A 17,220-nucleotide genomic window follows, 5' to 3' on the forward strand; every position below is an offset into this window, starting at 1 on the left:
AGCGTACCGGCGTGCCGACTACCGCTCGAAGCGGTATCCCATGCCCGGCTCGGTGATGAAGTGCCGCGGGTGCGAGGGGTCCGCCTCCAGTTTCCGCCGCAGTTGGGCCATGTAGACCCGCAGGTAGTTCGTCTCGGTGCCGTACGAGGGCCCCCAGACCTCCTGGAGCAGCTGCTTCTGGCTGACCAGCTTTCCGCTGTTGCGGACCAGTACCTCCAGCAGGTGCCACTCGGTGGGCGTGAGCCGTACGTCGCGCCCCTCGCGCACGGCCTTCTTCGCGGCCAGGTCCACCGTGAAACCGGCGGTTTCCACGATGACCTCGTCCTCTCCGGCGCCCGCGGCCGGCTCCGCCCGGCGGACGGCGGCGCGCAGCCGCGCCAGCAGCTCGTCCATGCCGAAGGGCTTGGTGACGTAGTCGTCGGCGCCCGCGTCCAGGGCCTCGACCTTCTCGTCGGAGCTGTGCCGGGCGGAGAGGACGAGGATCGGCACCCGGGTCCAGCCGCGCAGGCCCTTGATCACCTCGACGCCGTCCATGTCGGGCAGCCCGAGGTCGAGGACGACCACGTCGGGGTGGCGGGCGGCCGCGAGCTCCAGTGCGCTGGCGCCGTCGGCCGCGGCGTCGACCTCGTACCTGCGCGCCTTCAGGTTGATCACAAGCGCTCGGACGATCTGCGGCTCGTCTTCCACCACGAGCACCCGGGTCATTGAGGTCCTGCCTTCTGTCGCGTCATCCGATCACGGTCGTGATCGAGTTCCATCGGTTCTGCCGGTTCCATCGGTTCTGCCGGTTCCATCGGTTCTGCCGGTTCCGCCGGTTCCGCCGGTTCTGACAGCCCCGGCGGCGCATCGCCGGCGGCCTCGCCGCCGTCCACGGTGACACGGTCCGGTGCCCGGCCGCCGCGCACCGCTCGCAGCGTGAGCACCATGGTCAGCCCGCCCCCGGGGGTGTCCTCGGCCGCCAGAGTGCCGTCCATGGCCTCGGCGAAGCCACGGGCGACCGCGAGCCCGAGGCCGACGCCGGCCCCGCGCGGGGCGTCCCCGTACCGCTGGAAGGGGGCGAAGATCCGGTCCTTGGCCTCGTCGGGCACGCCCCGCCCGCGGTCGACGACCCGTACCTCGACCCGGTCGCCGAGGCAGCTGGCCGCCACCAGGACGGGCTCCCCCGCCGGGCTGTACTTGACGGCGTTCTCCACCACGTTGGCCACGGTCCGCTCCAGCAGCCCCGGGTCCACGGCCACCATCGGCAGTGCCTCGGGCACGTCCAGCACCACGCTGTCCTCCGGTACGCCGCCCAGCGCCATCGGAACCACCTCGTCGAGGTCGATCTCCCGGATCAGCGGGGTCACGGTGCCGGTCTGCAGCCGGGACATGTCGAGCAGGTTGCCCACCAAGTGGTCGAGGCGGTCGGCACCGTCCTCGATGCCTTCGAGGAGCTCGGCCCGGTCCTCCTCGGACCACTCCACGTCGGCGGAGCGCAGCGAGCTCACGGAGGCCTTGATCGAGGCCAGGGGCGTACGGAGGTCATGGCTGACGGCGGCGAGCAGCGCGGTGCGGATGCGGTTGCCCTCCGCCATCCGGCGGGCCTCCTCGGCCTCGCCGACCAGGCGCTGGCGGTCCAGGACCACGGCGGCCTGCGCCGCGAAGGCGCCGAGCACCCGGCGGTCCTCGGCGGGCAGCACCCGCCCGGACAGGGCCAGGGCCATGTGGTCCCCGATGGGCATGTCCACGTCGGCGTCCTCGGGCCGGGCGGCGGGCCTCGGGCCGACGCTGCCGGCCGGTCTCCAGGGCTCCACGTCGCCCGCCCGCTCCAGCAGGGCCACGGACTCCATGGCGAAGGTCTCGCGCACCCGCTCCAGCAGCGCGTCCAGGGTGGTCTCCCCGCGCAGCACACTGCCGGCCAGGAAGGAGAGGATCTCGGACTCGGCGCGCAGCCGGGCCGCCTGGTGGGTGCGCCGGGCGGCGAGGTCCACCACCGAGGCCACCGAGACGGCGACGCCGAAGAAGACGGCGATGGCGACGATGTTCTTGGGGTCGGACACCGTGAACCGGTGCAGCGGCGGCGCGAAGAAGTAGTTGAGCAGCAGCGAGCCGAGGGCCGCGGAGGCCAGGGCCGGCCAGAGTCCGCCGAGCAGCGCCGCGGCCACCGTCAGCGACAGGAAGAGCAGCATGTCGTTGGCGATCCCGAGGTCCGCCTCGATGTGCGTGAGCAGCAGGCAGAGCAGGACGGGGAAGATCGTTCCGACCACCCAGCCGGCCATGATCCTGGTCCGTCCGAGCCGGGCCGCCGAGCGCACCACGGGCAGGCCGCGCCCCTTGGCGACCTCCTCGTGGGTGACGATGTGCACGTCGAGGTCGGGCCCCGAGTCGCGGGCGACGCTCGCGCCGACCCCGGGGCCGAAGACGTACTGCCAGGAGCGGCGCCGGCTGGAGCCGAGGACGATCTGGGTGGCGTTGACGCCGCGCGCGAAGGCGAGCAGGGCGTCGGGGATGTTGTCGCCGATCACATGATGAAACGTTCCGCCCAGGTCCTCGACCAGGGTTCGCTGGACCGCGAGCTCCTTCGGCGAGGCGGCGGTCAGCCCGTCGCTACGGGCGATGTAGACGGCGAGGATCTCGCTGCCCGAGCCCTTGGCGGCCATCCGCGCGGCCCGCCGGATCAGGGTGCGGCCCTCCGGTCCGCCGGTGAGCCCGACGACGATCCGCTCCCGCGCCTGCCAGGTCGAGCGGATGTCGTGCTCGCCCCGGTACTGCTGGAGGTACTCGTCCGCCCGGTCGGCCACCCACAGCAGGGCCAGCTCGCGCAGTGCGGTGAGGTTGCCCGGCCGGAAGTAGTTCGACAGGGCCGCGTCGACCTTCTCGGGCCGGTATATGTTCCCGTGGGCCATCCGCCGGCGCAGGGCCTGCGGGGACATGTCGACCAGCTCGACCTGGTCGGCCCGGCGGACCACCTCGTCCGGCACGGTCTCCCGCTGCCGCACCCCGGTGATCGACTCGACCACGTCCCCGAGGGACTCCAGGTGCTGGATGTTCACGGTCGACACCACGTCGATGCCGGCCCGCAGCAGCTCCTCCACGTCCTGCCAGCGCTTGGCGTTGCGCGAGCCGGGCACGTTGGTGTGCGCGAGCTCGTCGACCAGCGCTATGGCGGGCCTGCGGGCGAGCAGCGCGTCCACGTCCATCTCGGTGAACCCGGCGCCCCGGTACGTCAGGGCCCTGCGCTCCACCTGTTCGAGGCCGTGGAGCATGACCTCCGTGCGCGGCCGGCCGTGGTGCTCGACGAAGCCGACGACGCAGTCCGCGCCGCGCTCCACCCGGCGATGCCCCTCGGAGAGCATCGCGTAGGTCTTGCCCACACCGGGCGCCGCGCCGAGGTAGATCCTGAGCTTGCCGCGTCCCATGCGCCCCATTCTCCGGGACGCCGCTGCCCCGCACGCACCGATCCGCACCCAGGCGCCGATCCCTGACGCATCTCTGACGCGGGGCGGAAAAGCCGGTGGGCCCCACCCCGAAGGAGTAGGGCCCACCGGCCGAAACGCATGACGGTCCCCCTGTGCGCGGGGGCCGTCCGAGGTCAGCGGACCTCGGTGATCTCCGGGCCGCGTTCGAGCTGCCCCATGCCACCGCCGAAGCGGGAGCCCTCCTGGTCGTCCGTCTGCACGCCGTCCGGCACCATCTGGGCGTCGTTCGGCAGCTTCAGGACGATCGGGTCGCGGGGAGCCATCGGGCCGTCACCGCGGACGACGACGGTGTCCCGGAAGATCTGCTCCAGCACACCCGCCCCCGCCGATTCGGGACGCACCGCGGCCTGGCCGGAGATGACGCCGCGCAGGAACCAGCGCGGGCCGTCGACGCCCACGAAGCGGACCAGCTGGGCGCCGGTCTGCCCGTCCGGGAGCGGTACGGGCACCTGTGCGCGCAGCTCCCAGCCGAGGGTTCCCTGGGCCTCGTCGATGATGCCGCCCTGCTGGGTGATACCCGTGGCGATCTCCTCGCGGACCTCGCCCCAGATGCCCTCCTTCTTGGGCGCGGCGAAGGCCTGCAGCTGCACGGCACTGTCGCCCAGGACCACGGTCGCGGCCACGATCGCGTCACCGGCGACCTCGACGCGCAGCTCCATGCCCTCGACACCGGGTACGAGGATGCCGCCCAGGTCGACCCGGCCGTCGGCCGGGTTCCCGAGCACCTCGGAGAGGTCCCAGGGGCCGTCGGGCCGCGGGGCCGGAGGCAGGTTCACCCGGCGCGGCTGGGCATCGCTCTCCTGCCCGCCCGCCTCGTCCTGCTCGGCGACGCCGTCTACGACCTGCTCGGCCGCGCCGCCGTCATGGGCGGAGTCGTTCTTCTTGCGACGTCCGAACACGTCACTGTCCTTCCCGGTCGGTTACGACCGAAGCGTAGCCATTCCCACCCTGCTGACCAGCCCCGGATCCGGCCACGGCCGCATGACCGCCGGTGGAGCCGAAACCCCCCTCGGCCCGGGCCGAGCCGGGAAGTTCCGCCACCTCGTGGAAGCGCACCTTCTCGACCCGCTGGACAACCAGCTGGGCAATGCGGTCGAAACGCTCGAACCGCACGCTCTCGCGAGGGTCGAGATTGACCACGATCACCTTGATCTCCCCACGGTACCCGGCATCCACCGTCCCCGGGGCATTCACGAGCGCGAGCCCGCAGCGGGCGGCCAGGCCCGACCGCGGGTGCACGAAGGCCGCGTACCCGTCGGGCAGGGCGATCGAGACTCCGGTGGGCAGGACGGCCCGCTCGCCGGGCGCCAGCTCGGCCGCCTCGGTGGTGACGAGGTCGCAGCCGGCGTCGCCGGGGTGCCCGTACGCCGGAATCGGCACCTCCGGGTCGACGCGGCGGATCAGTACGTCGACCGGCCGGTGGGAGTCGTGGTTGGTCTGGGACATCAGGGGTTCACCTCAAAGGCGCGTGCGCGCCTGACCTGGTCCGGGTCGGCCATCGCCGCCCGGATCTCCTCGGGCCGTCCGTTGTCGATGAAGTGGTCGACCTTCACCTCGATGAAGAGGGCGTCTGCGCGCACGGCGACCGGGCCCTGCGGTCCGCCTATCCGGCCGACGGCCGAGCAGTAGATCTTCCGTCCGGCGACGGCGGTGACCTCGGCCTCCAGGTACAGCACGGTGTCCACCGGCACGGGCCGCACGAAGTCGGTCTCCAGCCGCCCCGTCACCGCGATGACGCGCAGCAGCCAGTTCAGCGAACCGAGCGTCTCGTCGAGCGCGGTGGCGAGCACCCCGCCGTGGGCGAGACCGGGTGCGCCCTGGTGCGCGGGCTTGACGGTGAACTCGGCGGTGACGCTCACGCCCTCGCCCGCCCGGGCCTCCAGGTGCAGTCCGTGGGGCTGGCCCCCGCCGCAGCCGAAGCAGTGCTCGTAGTGCGCACCGAGGAGTTCGCCGGGTGCGGGCGCGTCCGGGTGCCGGACCGGTGCGGCGGCATCGTCCGGGGGCGTCAGCGCTGTGTTTCGTCCACTCACAGCCGCAGACCTTACCCGCGCGGCTACCCACCGGTCGCCTCGTGGCAGGCTAGGCCGTATGCAGCTCTCCACCGCGCACCACGACGAACGTCTGACCGCCCCCCGCTCCTGGTGGGGCATCGCCGTACTGATCGGTCTCGCCTGTGCGCTGATGCTGCTGCCGCTGGGGACGACGGCGCTACTGGCCGGCCTGGTCGGGGGCACCGCGCTGGCGGGGCTGGCGGTGAGTTCGTACGGTTCCGCGCGCGTGCGCGTGGTGGGCGGCGCGCTGGCGGTCGGGGACGCACGGATCCCGGTGACGGCGCTGGGCGAGCCCGAGATCCTGGATGCGGAGGAAGCGCGCGCCTGGCGCACGCACAAGGCGGACACCCGGGCCTTCATGCTGATGCGCAGCTACGTGCCGACCGCGGTCCGGATCGAGATCACCGACCCGGCCGATCCGACCCCGTACGTCTACGTCTCCACCCGCGAGCCCCGGGCCCTGGTCGCGGCGCTGCTCGCCGCCCGGACCCCGGCGGCCTGAACCGGTCCGCGCGGGCTCCCGCCGGCCGGGGCGGACCGCCCCGGCGGGGGCCTCAGTCGTTGAGGGACGGATCCGAGACCTCGAGGGCGAGCTTGGTTGCCTCGGGAAGGGGCTGCACGGGCTGTTCCAGGGGCGGCAGGGAGCGGAGGGTCTCCCAGTCCACGGCCCGCCTCTGCAGGTCACTACGGACCTTCTCGGCGACTTTGCGGGTGTCGCGCCGGTTCATGACCGCGCCGACAGCGGCGCCCACCATGAACGGCATGAGGTTCGGGAGGTTGCGGAACATCCGCTTCATGATCTGCTGGCGCAGTTCGCGCTTCATCTGCCCGCCGAGCGCCGCGTTGAGCGTGGTCGGCTTGGTCAGGTCGACCCCGCGCTCCTCCGTCCAGGCGGTCAGGTAGGCGAGGCTGCGGTCCTTGAGGTTGCCGGGCGGCCGCTGGCCGTAGACCTCGTGGAGTTCGGCGATGAGCTTCAGCTCGATGGCGGCGACGGCGGTGATCTCGGCGGCCAGTTCCGCCGGCATCGCGGGCGGCACGGGCAGCATGGCCGCGGCGCCGACGCCGGCGCCCACGGTCGAGGAGGCGTTGGCGGCTCCCGATATCAGCTTCTCGGCGAGCTGATCGGGGCCGAGGCCCGGGAACTGCGCGCGCAGCGTCGCGAGGTCCCGAACCGGAACGCGCGGGGCGTTCTCGATGATCCTGTCGGTGATGTACAGGGTGATGGCCCTGACACCGTGGCCGCCCTTGCGCATTCCGCTTTTGACGGCTTGCATCGGACGAGCCCCGAAGCCGCTGCGGGACTCCCCGTCGGGCTCGGTGGCCGACGGCACCGCCGGGGCGCTGTCGGACGGCACGGCGACCGCCGCGCTGGCGGAGCCGCCGGGAGCTCCCGGACCCGTTTCCGGATCGATGGGTGCCACCTGCGTCTCCGCCGAATCACCAGTTTTTCGGAAGCGGCGCTTCCGAAATGGTGTGGAGCCAGCCACGGCCGACGCCTCTCAGTCGCAGTCGCGACAGATCGGCTGACCGTTCTTCTCACGTGCCAGCTGGCTGCGGTGGTGGACCAGGAAGCAGCTCATGCAGGTGAACTCATCGGCCTGCTTGGGCAGGACCCGGACGGCCAGCTCCTCATTGGAGAGGTCCGCACCGGGAAGCTCCATGCTTTCGACAGAGTCGAATTCGTCCATGTCCGCGGAGGACGTGGACTTCTCGTTGCGCCGGGCCTTCAGCTCTTCGATGCTGTCGTTGTCGACGTCATCGTCGGTCTTGCGCGGGGTGTCGTAGTCCGTTGCCATTGTTCGCTCTCCCCCTCTGGGTGTTAGCGGTGTCTCAGCGCACGTAACGCACGAGAGGCCGGACTTGTGCCCGACCTGAGGCGGAGATTTTGCCTCACATCAAGGTCTGTTACTCAATCGACACCCAGCCGCCCGCCTGAAGGGCGATTGGCTGGGATGACGAGCGGGACCGTACACGGTCCGGGTGCCGTCATGCACAAACGCCACCCCGTGTATTTCCCGCCATCCGAGGGGCCGGAAACCCGGACTTCCCGGGCGTTCCGGCCGTGCCGGGGTCACTGAACGCACATGGGCCGACACCGGCCACTGTGATCGATCACACAGGACCGGTTGCCTTCACAGGGCAAGCATTCAGCCAAAAGCGAACACCCGGCGGGCGTCTCACAAGGGAAGAGTGACACGCATCACGAGGCCACCGCCTTCCCGGGGCATCGCCTGGATCCTGCCGCCGTGTGCGCGCGCCACGGAGCGCGCGATCGACAGACCCAGCCCGACACCCTTGTCGCTGCCCGTGCGCTCCGTACGCAGCCGCCTGAAGGGCTCGAAGAGGTTGTCCACCTCGTACGCGGGAACAACGGGACCCGTGTTCGATACCAGGAGGACCGCCTGATCGTGCTGGGCCTCGGTCACGACCTCCACCCAGCCGTCCTCCGGCACGTTGTACCGGACGGCGTTCTGCACCAGGTTGAGGGCGATCCGCTCCAGCAGCACCCCGTTGCCCTGGACGACGGCGGGCGCGCGCTCGCCGCGGATCTCCACGCCCTTCGCCTCGGCCTCGCCGCGCACCTGGTCGACGGCGCGCGAGGCGACCTCCGCCAGGTCCACGGGTTTGCGCTCGACGATCTGGTTCTCGCTGCGGGCCAGCAGCAGCAGGCCCTCGACCAGCTGCTCACTGCGCTCGTTGGTGGCCAGCAGGGTCTTGCCGAGCTGCTGGAGCTCGACGGGGGCCCCGGGATCGGAGAGGTGGACCTCCAGCAGCGTCCGGTTGATCGCGAGCGGTGTCCGCAGCTCGTGCGAGGCGTTCGCGACGAACCTCTGCTGGGCCGTGAAGGCCCGCTCCAGCCGGTCGAGCATCTCGTCGAAGGTGTCGGCGAGCTCCTTGAGCTCGTCGTCCGGCCCGTCCAGCTCGATCCGCCGGGTCAGGTCGGAGCCGACCACCCGGCGCGCGGTCCGGGTGATCTTGCCGAGCGGCGAGAGCACCCGGCCGGCCATCGCGTAGCCGAAGGCGAACGCGATGATGCTCAGGCCCAGCAGGGCCATGAGCGACCGGCTCAGCAGGTCGTCCAGGGCGTGCCGGCGCTGTTCGAGCACGCACTGGTTGACCGCCGCGTTGAACTGCTCCGGCTCCAGCGGGCCGCCCATCACGCCCGAGCAGTTGGTGCTGGAGACCTTGACCTGGCCGCCGACGATCTGGAACGGCAGCGCGTTGCCCTGCCGCAGCGCCTGCGCCGCGAGCAGGTAGATGATCGACAGCAGCAGGATGCCCGCGATCAGGAACATCCCGCCGTACAGCAGGGTGAGGCGTATGCGGATGGTCGGCCGCAGCCACGGGAAAGGACCCTCGGGCTGGCCGGGGTCCCAGGTCGGTTTCGGTGGTGCGACCGGTGGCGCCGGGGTGACGGGCACGCGCTTCAAATCCGGTATCCGGAACCGGGCACGGTGACGATGACCGGCGGCTCGCCCAGCTTGCGGCGCAGGGTCATCACGGTCACCCGCACGACGTTGGTGAAGGGGTCGGTGTTCTCGTCCCAGGCCTTCTCCAGCAGCTGCTCGGCCGAGACGACGGTGCCCTCGCTGCGCATGAGGACCTCCAGCACCGCGAACTCCTTCGGGGCCAGCTGGACCTCCTTGCCCTCACGGAACACCTCGCGCCGGTTCGGGTCCAGCTTGATGCCGGCGCGCTCCAGTACGGGCGGCAGCGCGACCGTGGTGCGCCGGCCGAGCGCCCGTACGCGGGCGGTCAGCTCGGTGAAGGCGAAGGGCTTGGGCAGGTAGTCGTCCGCGCCGAGCTCCAGGCCCTCCACCCGGTCGCTCACATCGCCGGAGGCGGTCAGCATCAGCACACGGGTGGGCATGCCGAGCTCGACGATCTTCCGGCACACGTCGTCACCGTGCACGAGCGGGAGGTCCCGGTCGAGCACGACCACGTCGTAGTCGTTGACCCCGACCCGCTCCAGGGCGGCGGCGCCGTCGTACACGACGTCCACGGCCATGGCCTCCCGGCGCAGGCCGGTGGCCACCGCATCGGCGAGCAGCTGCTCGTCCTCGACGACGAGTACGCGCACGTCGTTTCCTTCCTCCGAGCCCAGAAGGGCACACGTGTATTGCGTCGCCCATCCTGCCCGTTTCGGCCATAAACCGGCTGTAAGGCAGTCCGCGCACGGGACCGGCGGGGCGGAAGTGAGGATTCCCTCGCCTCGCGAGGTTTCTGGGCCCAGGGTGCAGGGGAGGACGAGATCACACCCCATCCACTCCCTGAAGGCGGACAGCCACGTGCCGCCGCCGACCCACGAAGAGGGGGCGAACCCACCATGGACGCATTCACCGCGGGTCTCCTGCAGCGCATCAGGACCACGCAGTCGGACCTCAGGCACGCCCGCGAGACGGGCGACGACTTCCTCGCGGAAGTGGAACAGGCGGAGCTGGAGGATCTCCAGCGCCTGGCTGCCGAACACGGTGTCCCGGTCTCGGCCGCCGTACCCGCCTGCTGATCCCCTGCCTGATCCCCCGAGCTGCCGGACCTGCCCTTCCGCACGGCCCTGCACGACGTGAACCCCGGACGCCCGAGCGGGCGTCCGGGGTTCCGTGCTTTCAGTCGTGCCAGGCCCCGGACTCCTCCAGCAGCGGCTGCAGCGAGGCGAAGACGGCCGGGGTGGCGGCCAGGGTCAGCTCGCCCGACGCCGGCTCACCCGGACGGCCCCCCGTCAGGGCCCCGGCCTCCCGGGCGATCAGGTCGCCGGCCGCCAGGTCCCACGGGTTGAGTCCCCGCTCGTAGTACCCGTCCAGCCGCCCGGCCGCCACGTCGCACAGGTCCAGCGCCGCCGACCCGCCCCGCCGGATGTCCCGGACCAGCGGGATGATCCGGGCCGCGATCCCGGCCTGGTGGGCCCGCCGGGCCTGCACGTACGCGAAGCCGGTCCCGAGCAGCGCCTGGTCCAGCGGCGCGGCCGGGCGGCAGGCGAGGCGCTCGGTCCCCAGCCACGCCCCGCCGCCGAGGACCGCGTGGTAGGTCTCGCCGCGCATCGGCGCCGCCACGACGCCCACCACGGTCTCGCCCCCGTACTCCGCCGCGATGGACACCCCCCAGCTCGGAAGTCCGTAGAGGTAGTTCACGGTGCCGTCCAGGGGGTCGACGACCCAGCGCACCCCGCTCGTCCCGGGGGTGTCCGCGCCCTCCTCGCCCAGCAGCCCGTCCTCGGGCCGCCGGTCGGCGAGGATGCCGGTGATCAGCTTCTCCGCCGCGATGTCCATCTCGGTCACCACGTCGATCGGGCTGCTCTTCGTCGCCGCCACCGCCAGATCGGCCGGGCGGCCGTCGCGGAGCAGAGCCCCGGCCTGCCGGGCGGCCTCCAGGCCCACGTCCAGCAGTTCGGCCTTCAGCTCGTCAGAGATCACGGTCCCACTTCCTACGCGTACGGACTGTCCACGCCCGCGGCCGCCGGCCGGGGGCCACGCGCCGGGCAGCAGCCCACCGCGCACCGGTCATGACTCTGCCCGAGCGTGCCGACCCAGCACTCCGCGGGCGCCTCTCCGCGCTCCTTGGCGGCCCGCTCCAGCACCAGCTCCCGTACCGCCCCGGCGAAGCGCGGATCGGCGCCGACGGTCGCGGACCGCCGCACGGGCAGACCCAGCTCGGCCGCCTTCGCGGTGGCCTCGGTGTCCAGGTCGTAGAGGACTTCCATGTGGTCGGAGACGAAACCGATGGGCACCATGACGACGGCGGGCGCACCGGCGGCGTGCAGGGCCTCCAGGTGGTCGCAGATGTCCGGCTCCAGCCAGGGGATGTGCGGGGCGCCGCTGCGGGACTGGTAGACGAGCTCCCAGGAGTGCGCGCCCCCGGTCCGGGCGGCGACCTCGTCCGCGATCACCTTGGCGACGTCGAGGTGCTGCTTGACGTACGCCCCGCCCTCGCCGCCCTCGGTGTGGTCCTCCACGGGCCCGGAGGTGTCCGCGGCGGCGGTCGGGATGGAGTGGGTGGTGAAGGCGAGGTGCGCGCCGGAGCGCACCTCCTCGGGCAGCGAGGCGAGCGAGGCCAGCACCCCGTCGATCATGGGCTCGACGAAGCCGGGGTGGTTGAAGTAGTGGCGCAGCTTGTCCACCCGCGGCAGCTCCACGCCCTCCTCGGCCAGGGTGGCCAGCGCGTCGGCGAGGTTCTCGCGGTACTGGCGGCAGCCCGAGTACGAGGCGTAGGCGCTGGTCGCGAGCACCGCGATGCGGCGGCGTCCGTCGGCGGCCATCTCCCGCATCACGTCGGTCAGGTACGGGGCCCAGTTCCGGTTGCCCCAGTAGACCGGCAGGTCCAGCCCGTGCCCGGCGAAGTCCTTCCGCAGCGCGTCCAGCAGTTCGCGGTTCTGCCCGTTGATCGGGCTGACCCCGCCGAACCCGAAGTAGTGCTGCCCGACCTCCTTGAGCCGCTCGCGCGGGATGCCGCGGCCGCGGGTGACGTTCTCCAGGAAGGGCACGACGTCGTCGGGTCCCTCGGGGCCGCCGAAGGACAGCAGCAGGAGGGCGTCGTAAGGGGCGGCGGAGCCGCCGTCTGGGGCACAGAGCTGGTCTGACATGCCTCGAATCCTGCCACCCGGCGTCCGCCACCGGGCAACGGACCCGGCCCGTCCCACGCTTCGAACAGCAGGTAAGGTCACCCTAACTTCCTGTCGGTGTTTTCCCCATGCGGGTGCCTTGTCGGCAGACGTAATCTGTTCTGGCCCCACCACGTCCCTTACGGAGGGCACCACCTTGCCCAGTCCCTACCGCGCGATATTCGCGACCCCCGGCACCAAGGGGTTCACAGCCGCCGGCCTCCTGGGCCGGATGCCGCTGTCCATGGTGGGCATCGGTGTCCTCACGATGATCACCGAGCTGGGCGGCAGCTACGCCCTCGCGGGCGGGATCACCGCCACCATCGCCCTGTCCGCCGCCGCGGTGGGCCCGCAGGTGTCGCGGCTGGTGGACCAGTACGGGCAGCGGCGGGTGCTGCGCCCGGCCACCCTGATCGCGGGCGCCGCGGTGACCGGCCTGCTGGTCGCGTCGGCGGGCGGCTGGCCGAGCTGGACCCTCTTCGTCTTCGCCGTCGTCGCCGGATGCGTGCCCAGCGTCGGGTCGATGGTCCGGGCCCGTTGGACGGCCCTGTTCCGCGACACCCCGCAGCTGCACACGGCCTACTCGTTCGAGTCGATCGTCGACGAGCTCTGCTTCATCATCGGCCCGCCGCTGGCCGCGACGCTGTCGGCCGGCTGGTTCCCCGAGGCCGGTCCGGTGGTCGCCCTCGTCTTCCTGGTGACGGGCGTGTGGTGGCTGACGGCCCTCACCGCCACCGAGCCCGAGCCGCATCCGCACCAGGAGCACACGGACCGGTCCTCGGCGCTGCGCTCCCCCGGCCTCCAGGTCCTCGTGGCGACCTTCGTCGCGACCGGCGCGATCTTCGGCTCCGTGGACGTCGCCACCCTGGCCTTCGCCGAGGAGCACGGCACCAAATCCCTCGGTGGGGTGTTCCTGGCGATCTGGGCGTTCGGATCCTGCCTCGCGGGCATCGTCTTCGGCCTCATGCACTTCAAGGGCAGGGCCGAACCCCGCTGGGTACTGGGCATCAGTGCGATGGCCGTGAGTATGATCCCCCTCCTACTGGCCGGGAACTTGCCGTTCTTGGCCGTGGCGCTCTTCGTCTCGGGCCTCGCCATCGCTCCCACGATGATCACCACGATGGCCCTGATCGAGGCGCACGTGCCACACGCGAAGCTGACCGAGGGCATGACCTGGATCAGCACCGGCCTCGCGGTCGGAATCGCGCTCGGGTCCTCCGTGACCGGCTGGGTCGTCGACGCAGCGGGTGCGCAGACCGGGTACGTCGTCTCCGTATCGGCGGGAGTGGCCGCGGCGGCGGTTGCGTTCGCGGGATACCGCCGGCTGACGAGGCCGGCGCAAGGGGAGGAGCCAGCAACCGATGGGGACGGCGACAGCAGGGAAGAGCAGCGGGGGACGGACCGCGTGGCATAACTGGGCGGGCAACATCACCGCCACACCGGCCCGCGTGGTGACCCCGGCCTCGGTCGGGGAGCTCCAGGAGGCGGTCCGCCGGGCCGCCGAGGACGGGCTGCGGGTGAAGGCGGTCGGCACCGGCCACTCCTTCACCGCGGCCGCCGCGACCGACGGGGTGCTCGTACGCCCGCAGGCCCTCGCCGGGATCCGGTCGATCGACCGGGCCGCGGGCACCGTCACCGTGGCGGCGGGCACGGTCCTCAAGGACCTCAACCGGGCCCTGGCCGCGGAGGGCCTCTCGCTCACCAACATGGGCGACATCATGGAGCAGACGGTCTCCGGCGCCACCAGCACCGGCACCCACGGCACCGGCCGCGACTCGGCCTCCCTCTCCGCCCAGATCCGGGGCCTGGAGCTGGTCACCGCCGACGGGCGGCTGCTGATCTGCTCCGAGAAGGAGAATCCCGAGGTCTTCGCGGCGGCCCGGCTGGGCATCGGCGCGCTCGGCATCGTCACCGCGATCACCTTCGCCGTGGAGCCGATCTTCTTCCTGACCGCCCGGGAGGAGCCGATGGGGTTCGACCGGGTGACGGCCGAGTTCGAGGAACACTTCGCGGAGAACGAGCACTTCGAGTTCTACTGGTTCCCGCACACCGGCAACTGCAACACCAAGCGGAACAACCGCAGCCAAGGCCCGGCCGCCCCGCCCGGACCGGTGAGCGCCTGGATCGAGGACGAGTTGCTCTCCAACGGCCTCTTCCAGGCCGTCAACTCGCTGGGCCGCGCGGTCCCGGCCACCATCCCCTCCATCGCCCGCGTCGCCAGCCGCGCCCTGTCGGCGCGCACCTACACGGACATCCCGTACAAGGTGTTCACCAGCCCGCGCCGGGTGCGGTTCGTGGAGATGGAGTACGCACTCCCGCGCGAGCGGGTGCCCCTGGCGCTGCGCGAACTGCGGGCGATGGTCGACCGCTCGGGGCTGCGGATCAGCTTCCCCGTGGAGGTGCGCACGGCACCGGCGGACGACATCACGCTGTCGACGGCGTCCGGCCGCGACACGGCGTACATCGCGGTGCACATGTACAGGGGCACCCCCTACCAGGGCTACTTCACGGCGGCCGAGCGCATCTTCACCGCGCACGGCGGGCGTCCGCACTGGGGCAAGGTGCACACGCGGGACGCGCAGTACTTCTCCGAGGTCTACCCGCGGTTCGGTGAGTTCACCGCGCTGCGCGACCGCCTCGACCCGGACCGGGTCTTCGGCAACGACTACCTGCGGCGGGTCCTGGGCGACTGACCCGGCCCCGGCGGCTCACTGCTGCGCGGTGCTCTGCCGCGGCGCCGGTGCCGAGGCGTCAGGACCGGGCGCCGGGACCGACGGCGCGGTGCTCGGGGAGGAGGACGGGGCCTGCTTCGACGGGGAGGCGCCGGGCGTCGGCTCCCCGGAGGTCCCGGGACTCCCGGAGCTCCCCGGGCCGCCGGAGCCCGAGGGGCTCGGCCCGGGGCTCGGGCTGTGGTCGCCCTGCGGGTGCGAAGGGCTCGGCGAGGTACCGGAGCCGGGGGTACGGGTCCGCCCGCCCTTCTCGTCGGCGCCCGGCCCGTCCCGGTGCGGGGCGGGCCGGTCCTCGCCCGCCGTGCGGGTGCCGCCGGAGAAGAGGGTGCCGCCGCCGCTGCTGACCGAGGTGCCGGCCATCGCCTCGTAGGTGCCGAGGCCGCCGATGGCGATGGCGAAGGCCGCGCCGGAGGCGACCGCGGTGCGCTTCCAGCCCCGTACCCGGGTGCCGTGCACGGTGGCCGCGCCGAACTCCCCGGTGGCCGTGGCCTCCGGGGCACCGTCCGCCCGCGACTCCTCGCGGGGCGACGGCACCCGCCGGGCCCCGGTCCGGGCGCTCTCCCGCAGCTGGTCGCCGGTGCGCCGGAAGAAGTGCTGGATGACGGGTCCGCCCGCGGTGGCGACGACGCTGACCACACCGGCCCCGAGGATGGTCCCGTAGACGCCCATCTTCGAGGCGAGCAGGGCCGCCGCGACGGTGGCGAGGGAGGAGCCGGCGACCTGGGCCGCGCTCAGGTCGAGCTTCTTGTCATCCGGTTCGTCCTCGACGTCCCGCGTCGCCTTCTGACCCTTCGTCATCCCCGGTGTGTCCCGCCTCTCGCGCTTCTCCTCTTTCAGGAGTTACCGACCGCTGGGCGAAGCAGATAGTTCCGTTTCTGGTGATTATGTGAAGCAAGACACCCGAAAACGGACCACGGGTGCAGGTCGGACCCGATCGAGGGCAGGCCAACTCCCGCCGTCCGGGGAAAGTTCGGCGGCGCGGCGGTCCACCCAGGTGGCCCGAATGGAGTACTGTGGCGAGCCCTGGGGCCGTCCTTCCTTTCGGATGTCCGGACTCGGGAGAGGGGGCCGACTGATGGAACACGGCACTCAAAGACCGGTGATGCCGCGGTATTGCACGGGCTCCTGCTGCGCACAGTAACCGTTCGGTCACTGTGCGTGCCCAACAGGTAACCGTGCCATAACGGCGATCAAGGGCGCATGCCCGACACGCCGGTTTAACTCGGCAAGGTTGTGGCAGGCTGCACCCGGGCAGGCCACACTCGACTAGCGGAAGCAGCGACGCACGTGACGTCGGCAGGCACCACCCGGGAGGTCCCCATGCCCGAACTGCGTGTCGTGGCCGTCTCAAATGACGGCACACGACTGGTGCTCAAGGCTGCGGACAGCACGGAGTACACGCTTCCGATCGACGAGCGGCTCCGGGCCGCCGTCCGCAACGATCGCGCGCGCCTGAACCAGATCGAGATCGAGGTGGAGAGCCACCTCCGCCCCCGCGACATCCAGGCCCGCATACGAGCCGGTGCCTCCGCGGAGGAGGTCGCTCAGCTCGCCGGCATCCCCGTCGACCGCGTACGCCGCTTCGAGGGTCCGGTGCTCGCCGAGCGCGCGTTCATGGCCGAGCGCGCCCGCAAGACCCCCGTGCGCCGTCCCGGCGAGAACACCGGGCCCCAGCTCGGCGAGGCCGTGCAGGAGCGGCTGACCCTGCGCGGCGCCGAGAAGGAATCCGTCCAGTGGGACTCCTGGCGCCGCGACGACGGCACCTGGGAGGTCCTCCTCGTCTACCGGGTCGCGGGCGAACCGCACTCGGCGAGCTGGACCTACGACCCGCCGCGCCGCCTGGTCGTGGCCGTCGACGACGAGGCCCGTTCGCTGATCGGCGAGTCGGAGGACCTGCCGGCGGCGCCGGAGCCGAGCTTCCCCTTCGTACCGAGGATCGCGCGGCTTCCGCGTGACCGGCCGCTGGACCGCGCCCTGGACCGGCAGCTGGAACGGGCCGAGAACCGGCCGGCGCCCGCGCCGGAACCGGAGGAGGAACGGGACACCCTGACCAGCCTGCTGGAAGCCGTCCCGAGCTTCCGCGGCGACATGGTCGTCCCGGAGCGCACCGAGGCCCCGGACACGGAACCGGAGGCGGAGGAGCCGCCGGCCCCCGCCGCCTCGGCGGGCGCGGGCGCCGCGTACGCCGATGTCCTGATGCCCCGTACGGTGGCGGGTCACCGCGACCGGCTGACCGGCACCACCGACCGGCAGGCCGAGGCCGACGGGGTTCGCCCCGGGCGCCGTGCGGCCGTACCGAGCTGGGACGAGATCGTCTTCGGCACCCGGCGCAAGAAGCAGGAGTAGCGCAGCTGCCGCCGGGCCTTCCCGGCGGCAGCTGCGCCGGT

17 protein-coding genes are annotated in these 17,220 nt (G+C 72.0%); 5 read left to right on the forward strand and 12 right to left on the reverse strand.

Annotated elements, in window-relative coordinates; genetic code table 11:
* Positions 1-18: 18 nt before the first annotated feature.
* The 5 genes from B6R96_RS09240 to B6R96_RS09260 form a co-directional block, all read right to left on the reverse strand.
* Positions 19-705 (reverse strand): response regulator, encoded by a 687-nt coding sequence (locus tag B6R96_RS09240; RefSeq protein ID WP_030385676.1) that lies wholly within the window; start codon positions 703-705, stop codon positions 19-21.
* The gene (locus tag B6R96_RS09245; protein WP_081522227.1) at positions 702-3,398 is read right to left on the reverse strand and encodes a sensor histidine kinase; all 2,697 of its coding nucleotides are present in this window, start codon (positions 3,396-3,398) and stop codon (positions 702-704) included. The genes B6R96_RS09240 and B6R96_RS09245 overlap by 4 nt, the downstream gene beginning before the upstream one ends.
* Before the next feature lie 173 nt (positions 3,399-3,571).
* Entirely contained in the window at positions 3,572-4,357 is a 786-nt protein-coding gene (locus B6R96_RS09250) for a DUF3710 domain-containing protein (RefSeq protein WP_053703463.1), read from the reverse strand.
* Position 4,358: 1 nt separating this feature from the next.
* The gene (gene dut / locus B6R96_RS09255) at positions 4,359-4,904 is read right to left on the reverse strand and encodes a dUTP diphosphatase (RefSeq protein WP_030385673.1); all 546 of its coding nucleotides are present in this window, start codon (positions 4,902-4,904) and stop codon (positions 4,359-4,361) included.
* A complete protein-coding gene (locus tag B6R96_RS09260) occupies positions 4,904-5,488 on the reverse strand; it encodes a PaaI family thioesterase (RefSeq protein WP_053703465.1) in 585 nt (194 codons plus the stop codon). The genes dut and B6R96_RS09260 overlap by 1 nt, the downstream gene beginning before the upstream one ends.
* Before the next feature lie 58 nt (positions 5,489-5,546).
* Between B6R96_RS09260 and B6R96_RS09265 the strand changes: the two genes are divergently transcribed.
* Positions 5,547-6,011, forward strand: coding sequence for a DUF3093 domain-containing protein (locus tag B6R96_RS09265; protein ID WP_030385671.1), 465 nt, complete (start codon positions 5,547-5,549; stop codon positions 6,009-6,011).
* Positions 6,012-6,063: 52 nt separating this feature from the next.
* Here B6R96_RS09265 and B6R96_RS09270 read toward each other — a convergent pair whose 3' ends face one another.
* The 4 genes from B6R96_RS09270 to B6R96_RS09285 form a co-directional block, all read right to left on the reverse strand.
* Complete coding sequence (locus B6R96_RS09270; RefSeq protein WP_053703466.1) at positions 6,064-6,996, reverse strand: hypothetical protein; 933 nt, start codon at positions 6,994-6,996, stop codon at positions 6,064-6,066.
* Between the two features lie 12 nt (positions 6,997-7,008).
* Positions 7,009-7,305, reverse strand: coding sequence for a DUF4193 domain-containing protein (locus B6R96_RS09275; protein WP_030008769.1), 297 nt, complete (start codon positions 7,303-7,305; stop codon positions 7,009-7,011).
* A gap of 381 nt (positions 7,306-7,686) precedes the next feature.
* Entirely contained in the window at positions 7,687-8,931 is a 1,245-nt protein-coding gene (locus B6R96_RS09280) for a sensor histidine kinase (protein WP_030385669.1), read from the reverse strand.
* Between the two features lie 5 nt (positions 8,932-8,936).
* The gene (locus B6R96_RS09285) at positions 8,937-9,590 is read right to left on the reverse strand and encodes a response regulator transcription factor (RefSeq protein WP_030008767.1); all 654 of its coding nucleotides are present in this window, start codon (positions 9,588-9,590) and stop codon (positions 8,937-8,939) included.
* Positions 9,591-9,836: 246 nt separating this feature from the next.
* On the opposite strand from B6R96_RS09285, the gene B6R96_RS09290 reads away from it, so the two are divergent.
* Entirely contained in the window at positions 9,837-10,016 is a 180-nt protein-coding gene (locus tag B6R96_RS09290; RefSeq protein ID WP_030385668.1) for a hypothetical protein, read from the forward strand.
* Positions 10,017-10,116: 100 nt separating this feature from the next.
* Here B6R96_RS09290 and B6R96_RS09295 read toward each other — a convergent pair whose 3' ends face one another.
* Both B6R96_RS09295 and B6R96_RS09300 read right to left on the reverse strand, forming a co-directional pair.
* Positions 10,117-10,920 carry an inositol monophosphatase family protein gene (locus tag B6R96_RS09295; RefSeq protein ID WP_384509318.1) on the reverse strand — a complete coding sequence of 268 codons (804 nt, stop codon included), beginning with the start codon at positions 10,918-10,920 and terminating at the stop codon, positions 10,117-10,119.
* Positions 10,921-10,931: 11 nt separating this feature from the next.
* Entirely contained in the window at positions 10,932-12,086 is a 1,155-nt protein-coding gene (locus tag B6R96_RS09300) for a ferrochelatase (protein ID WP_081522228.1), read from the reverse strand.
* A 175-nt stretch (positions 12,087-12,261) separates the two neighbouring features.
* Between B6R96_RS09300 and B6R96_RS09305 the strand changes: the two genes are divergently transcribed.
* Together B6R96_RS09305 and B6R96_RS09310 are read left to right on the forward strand one after the other, a co-directional pair.
* On the forward strand, positions 12,262-13,518 hold the full coding sequence (locus B6R96_RS09305; RefSeq protein ID WP_081522229.1) for an MFS transporter: 1,257 nt from the start codon (positions 12,262-12,264) through the stop codon (positions 13,516-13,518).
* On the forward strand, positions 13,466-14,797 hold the full coding sequence (locus B6R96_RS09310; RefSeq protein WP_081522230.1) for a D-arabinono-1,4-lactone oxidase: 1,332 nt from the start codon (positions 13,466-13,468) through the stop codon (positions 14,795-14,797). Before B6R96_RS09305 ends, B6R96_RS09310 begins: the two co-directional genes overlap by 53 nt.
* 15 nt (positions 14,798-14,812) lie before the next feature.
* On the opposite strand, the gene B6R96_RS09315 is transcribed toward B6R96_RS09310, so the two are convergent.
* Positions 14,813-15,631: a hypothetical protein gene (locus B6R96_RS09315; RefSeq protein ID WP_081522231.1), complete on the reverse strand. Its 819-nt coding sequence runs from the start codon at positions 15,629-15,631 to the stop codon at positions 14,813-14,815.
* A gap of 522 nt (positions 15,632-16,153) precedes the next feature.
* On the opposite strand from B6R96_RS09315, the gene sepH reads away from it, so the two are divergent.
* On the forward strand, positions 16,154-17,179 hold the full coding sequence (sepH, locus tag B6R96_RS09320) for a septation protein SepH (protein ID WP_030385662.1): 1,026 nt from the start codon (positions 16,154-16,156) through the stop codon (positions 17,177-17,179).
* The last annotated feature ends 41 nt before the right edge of the window (positions 17,180-17,220 follow it).

The organism is Streptomyces sp. Sge12, assembly GCF_002080455.1.
Lineage (GTDB): Bacteria > Actinomycetota > Actinomycetes > Streptomycetales > Streptomycetaceae > Streptomyces.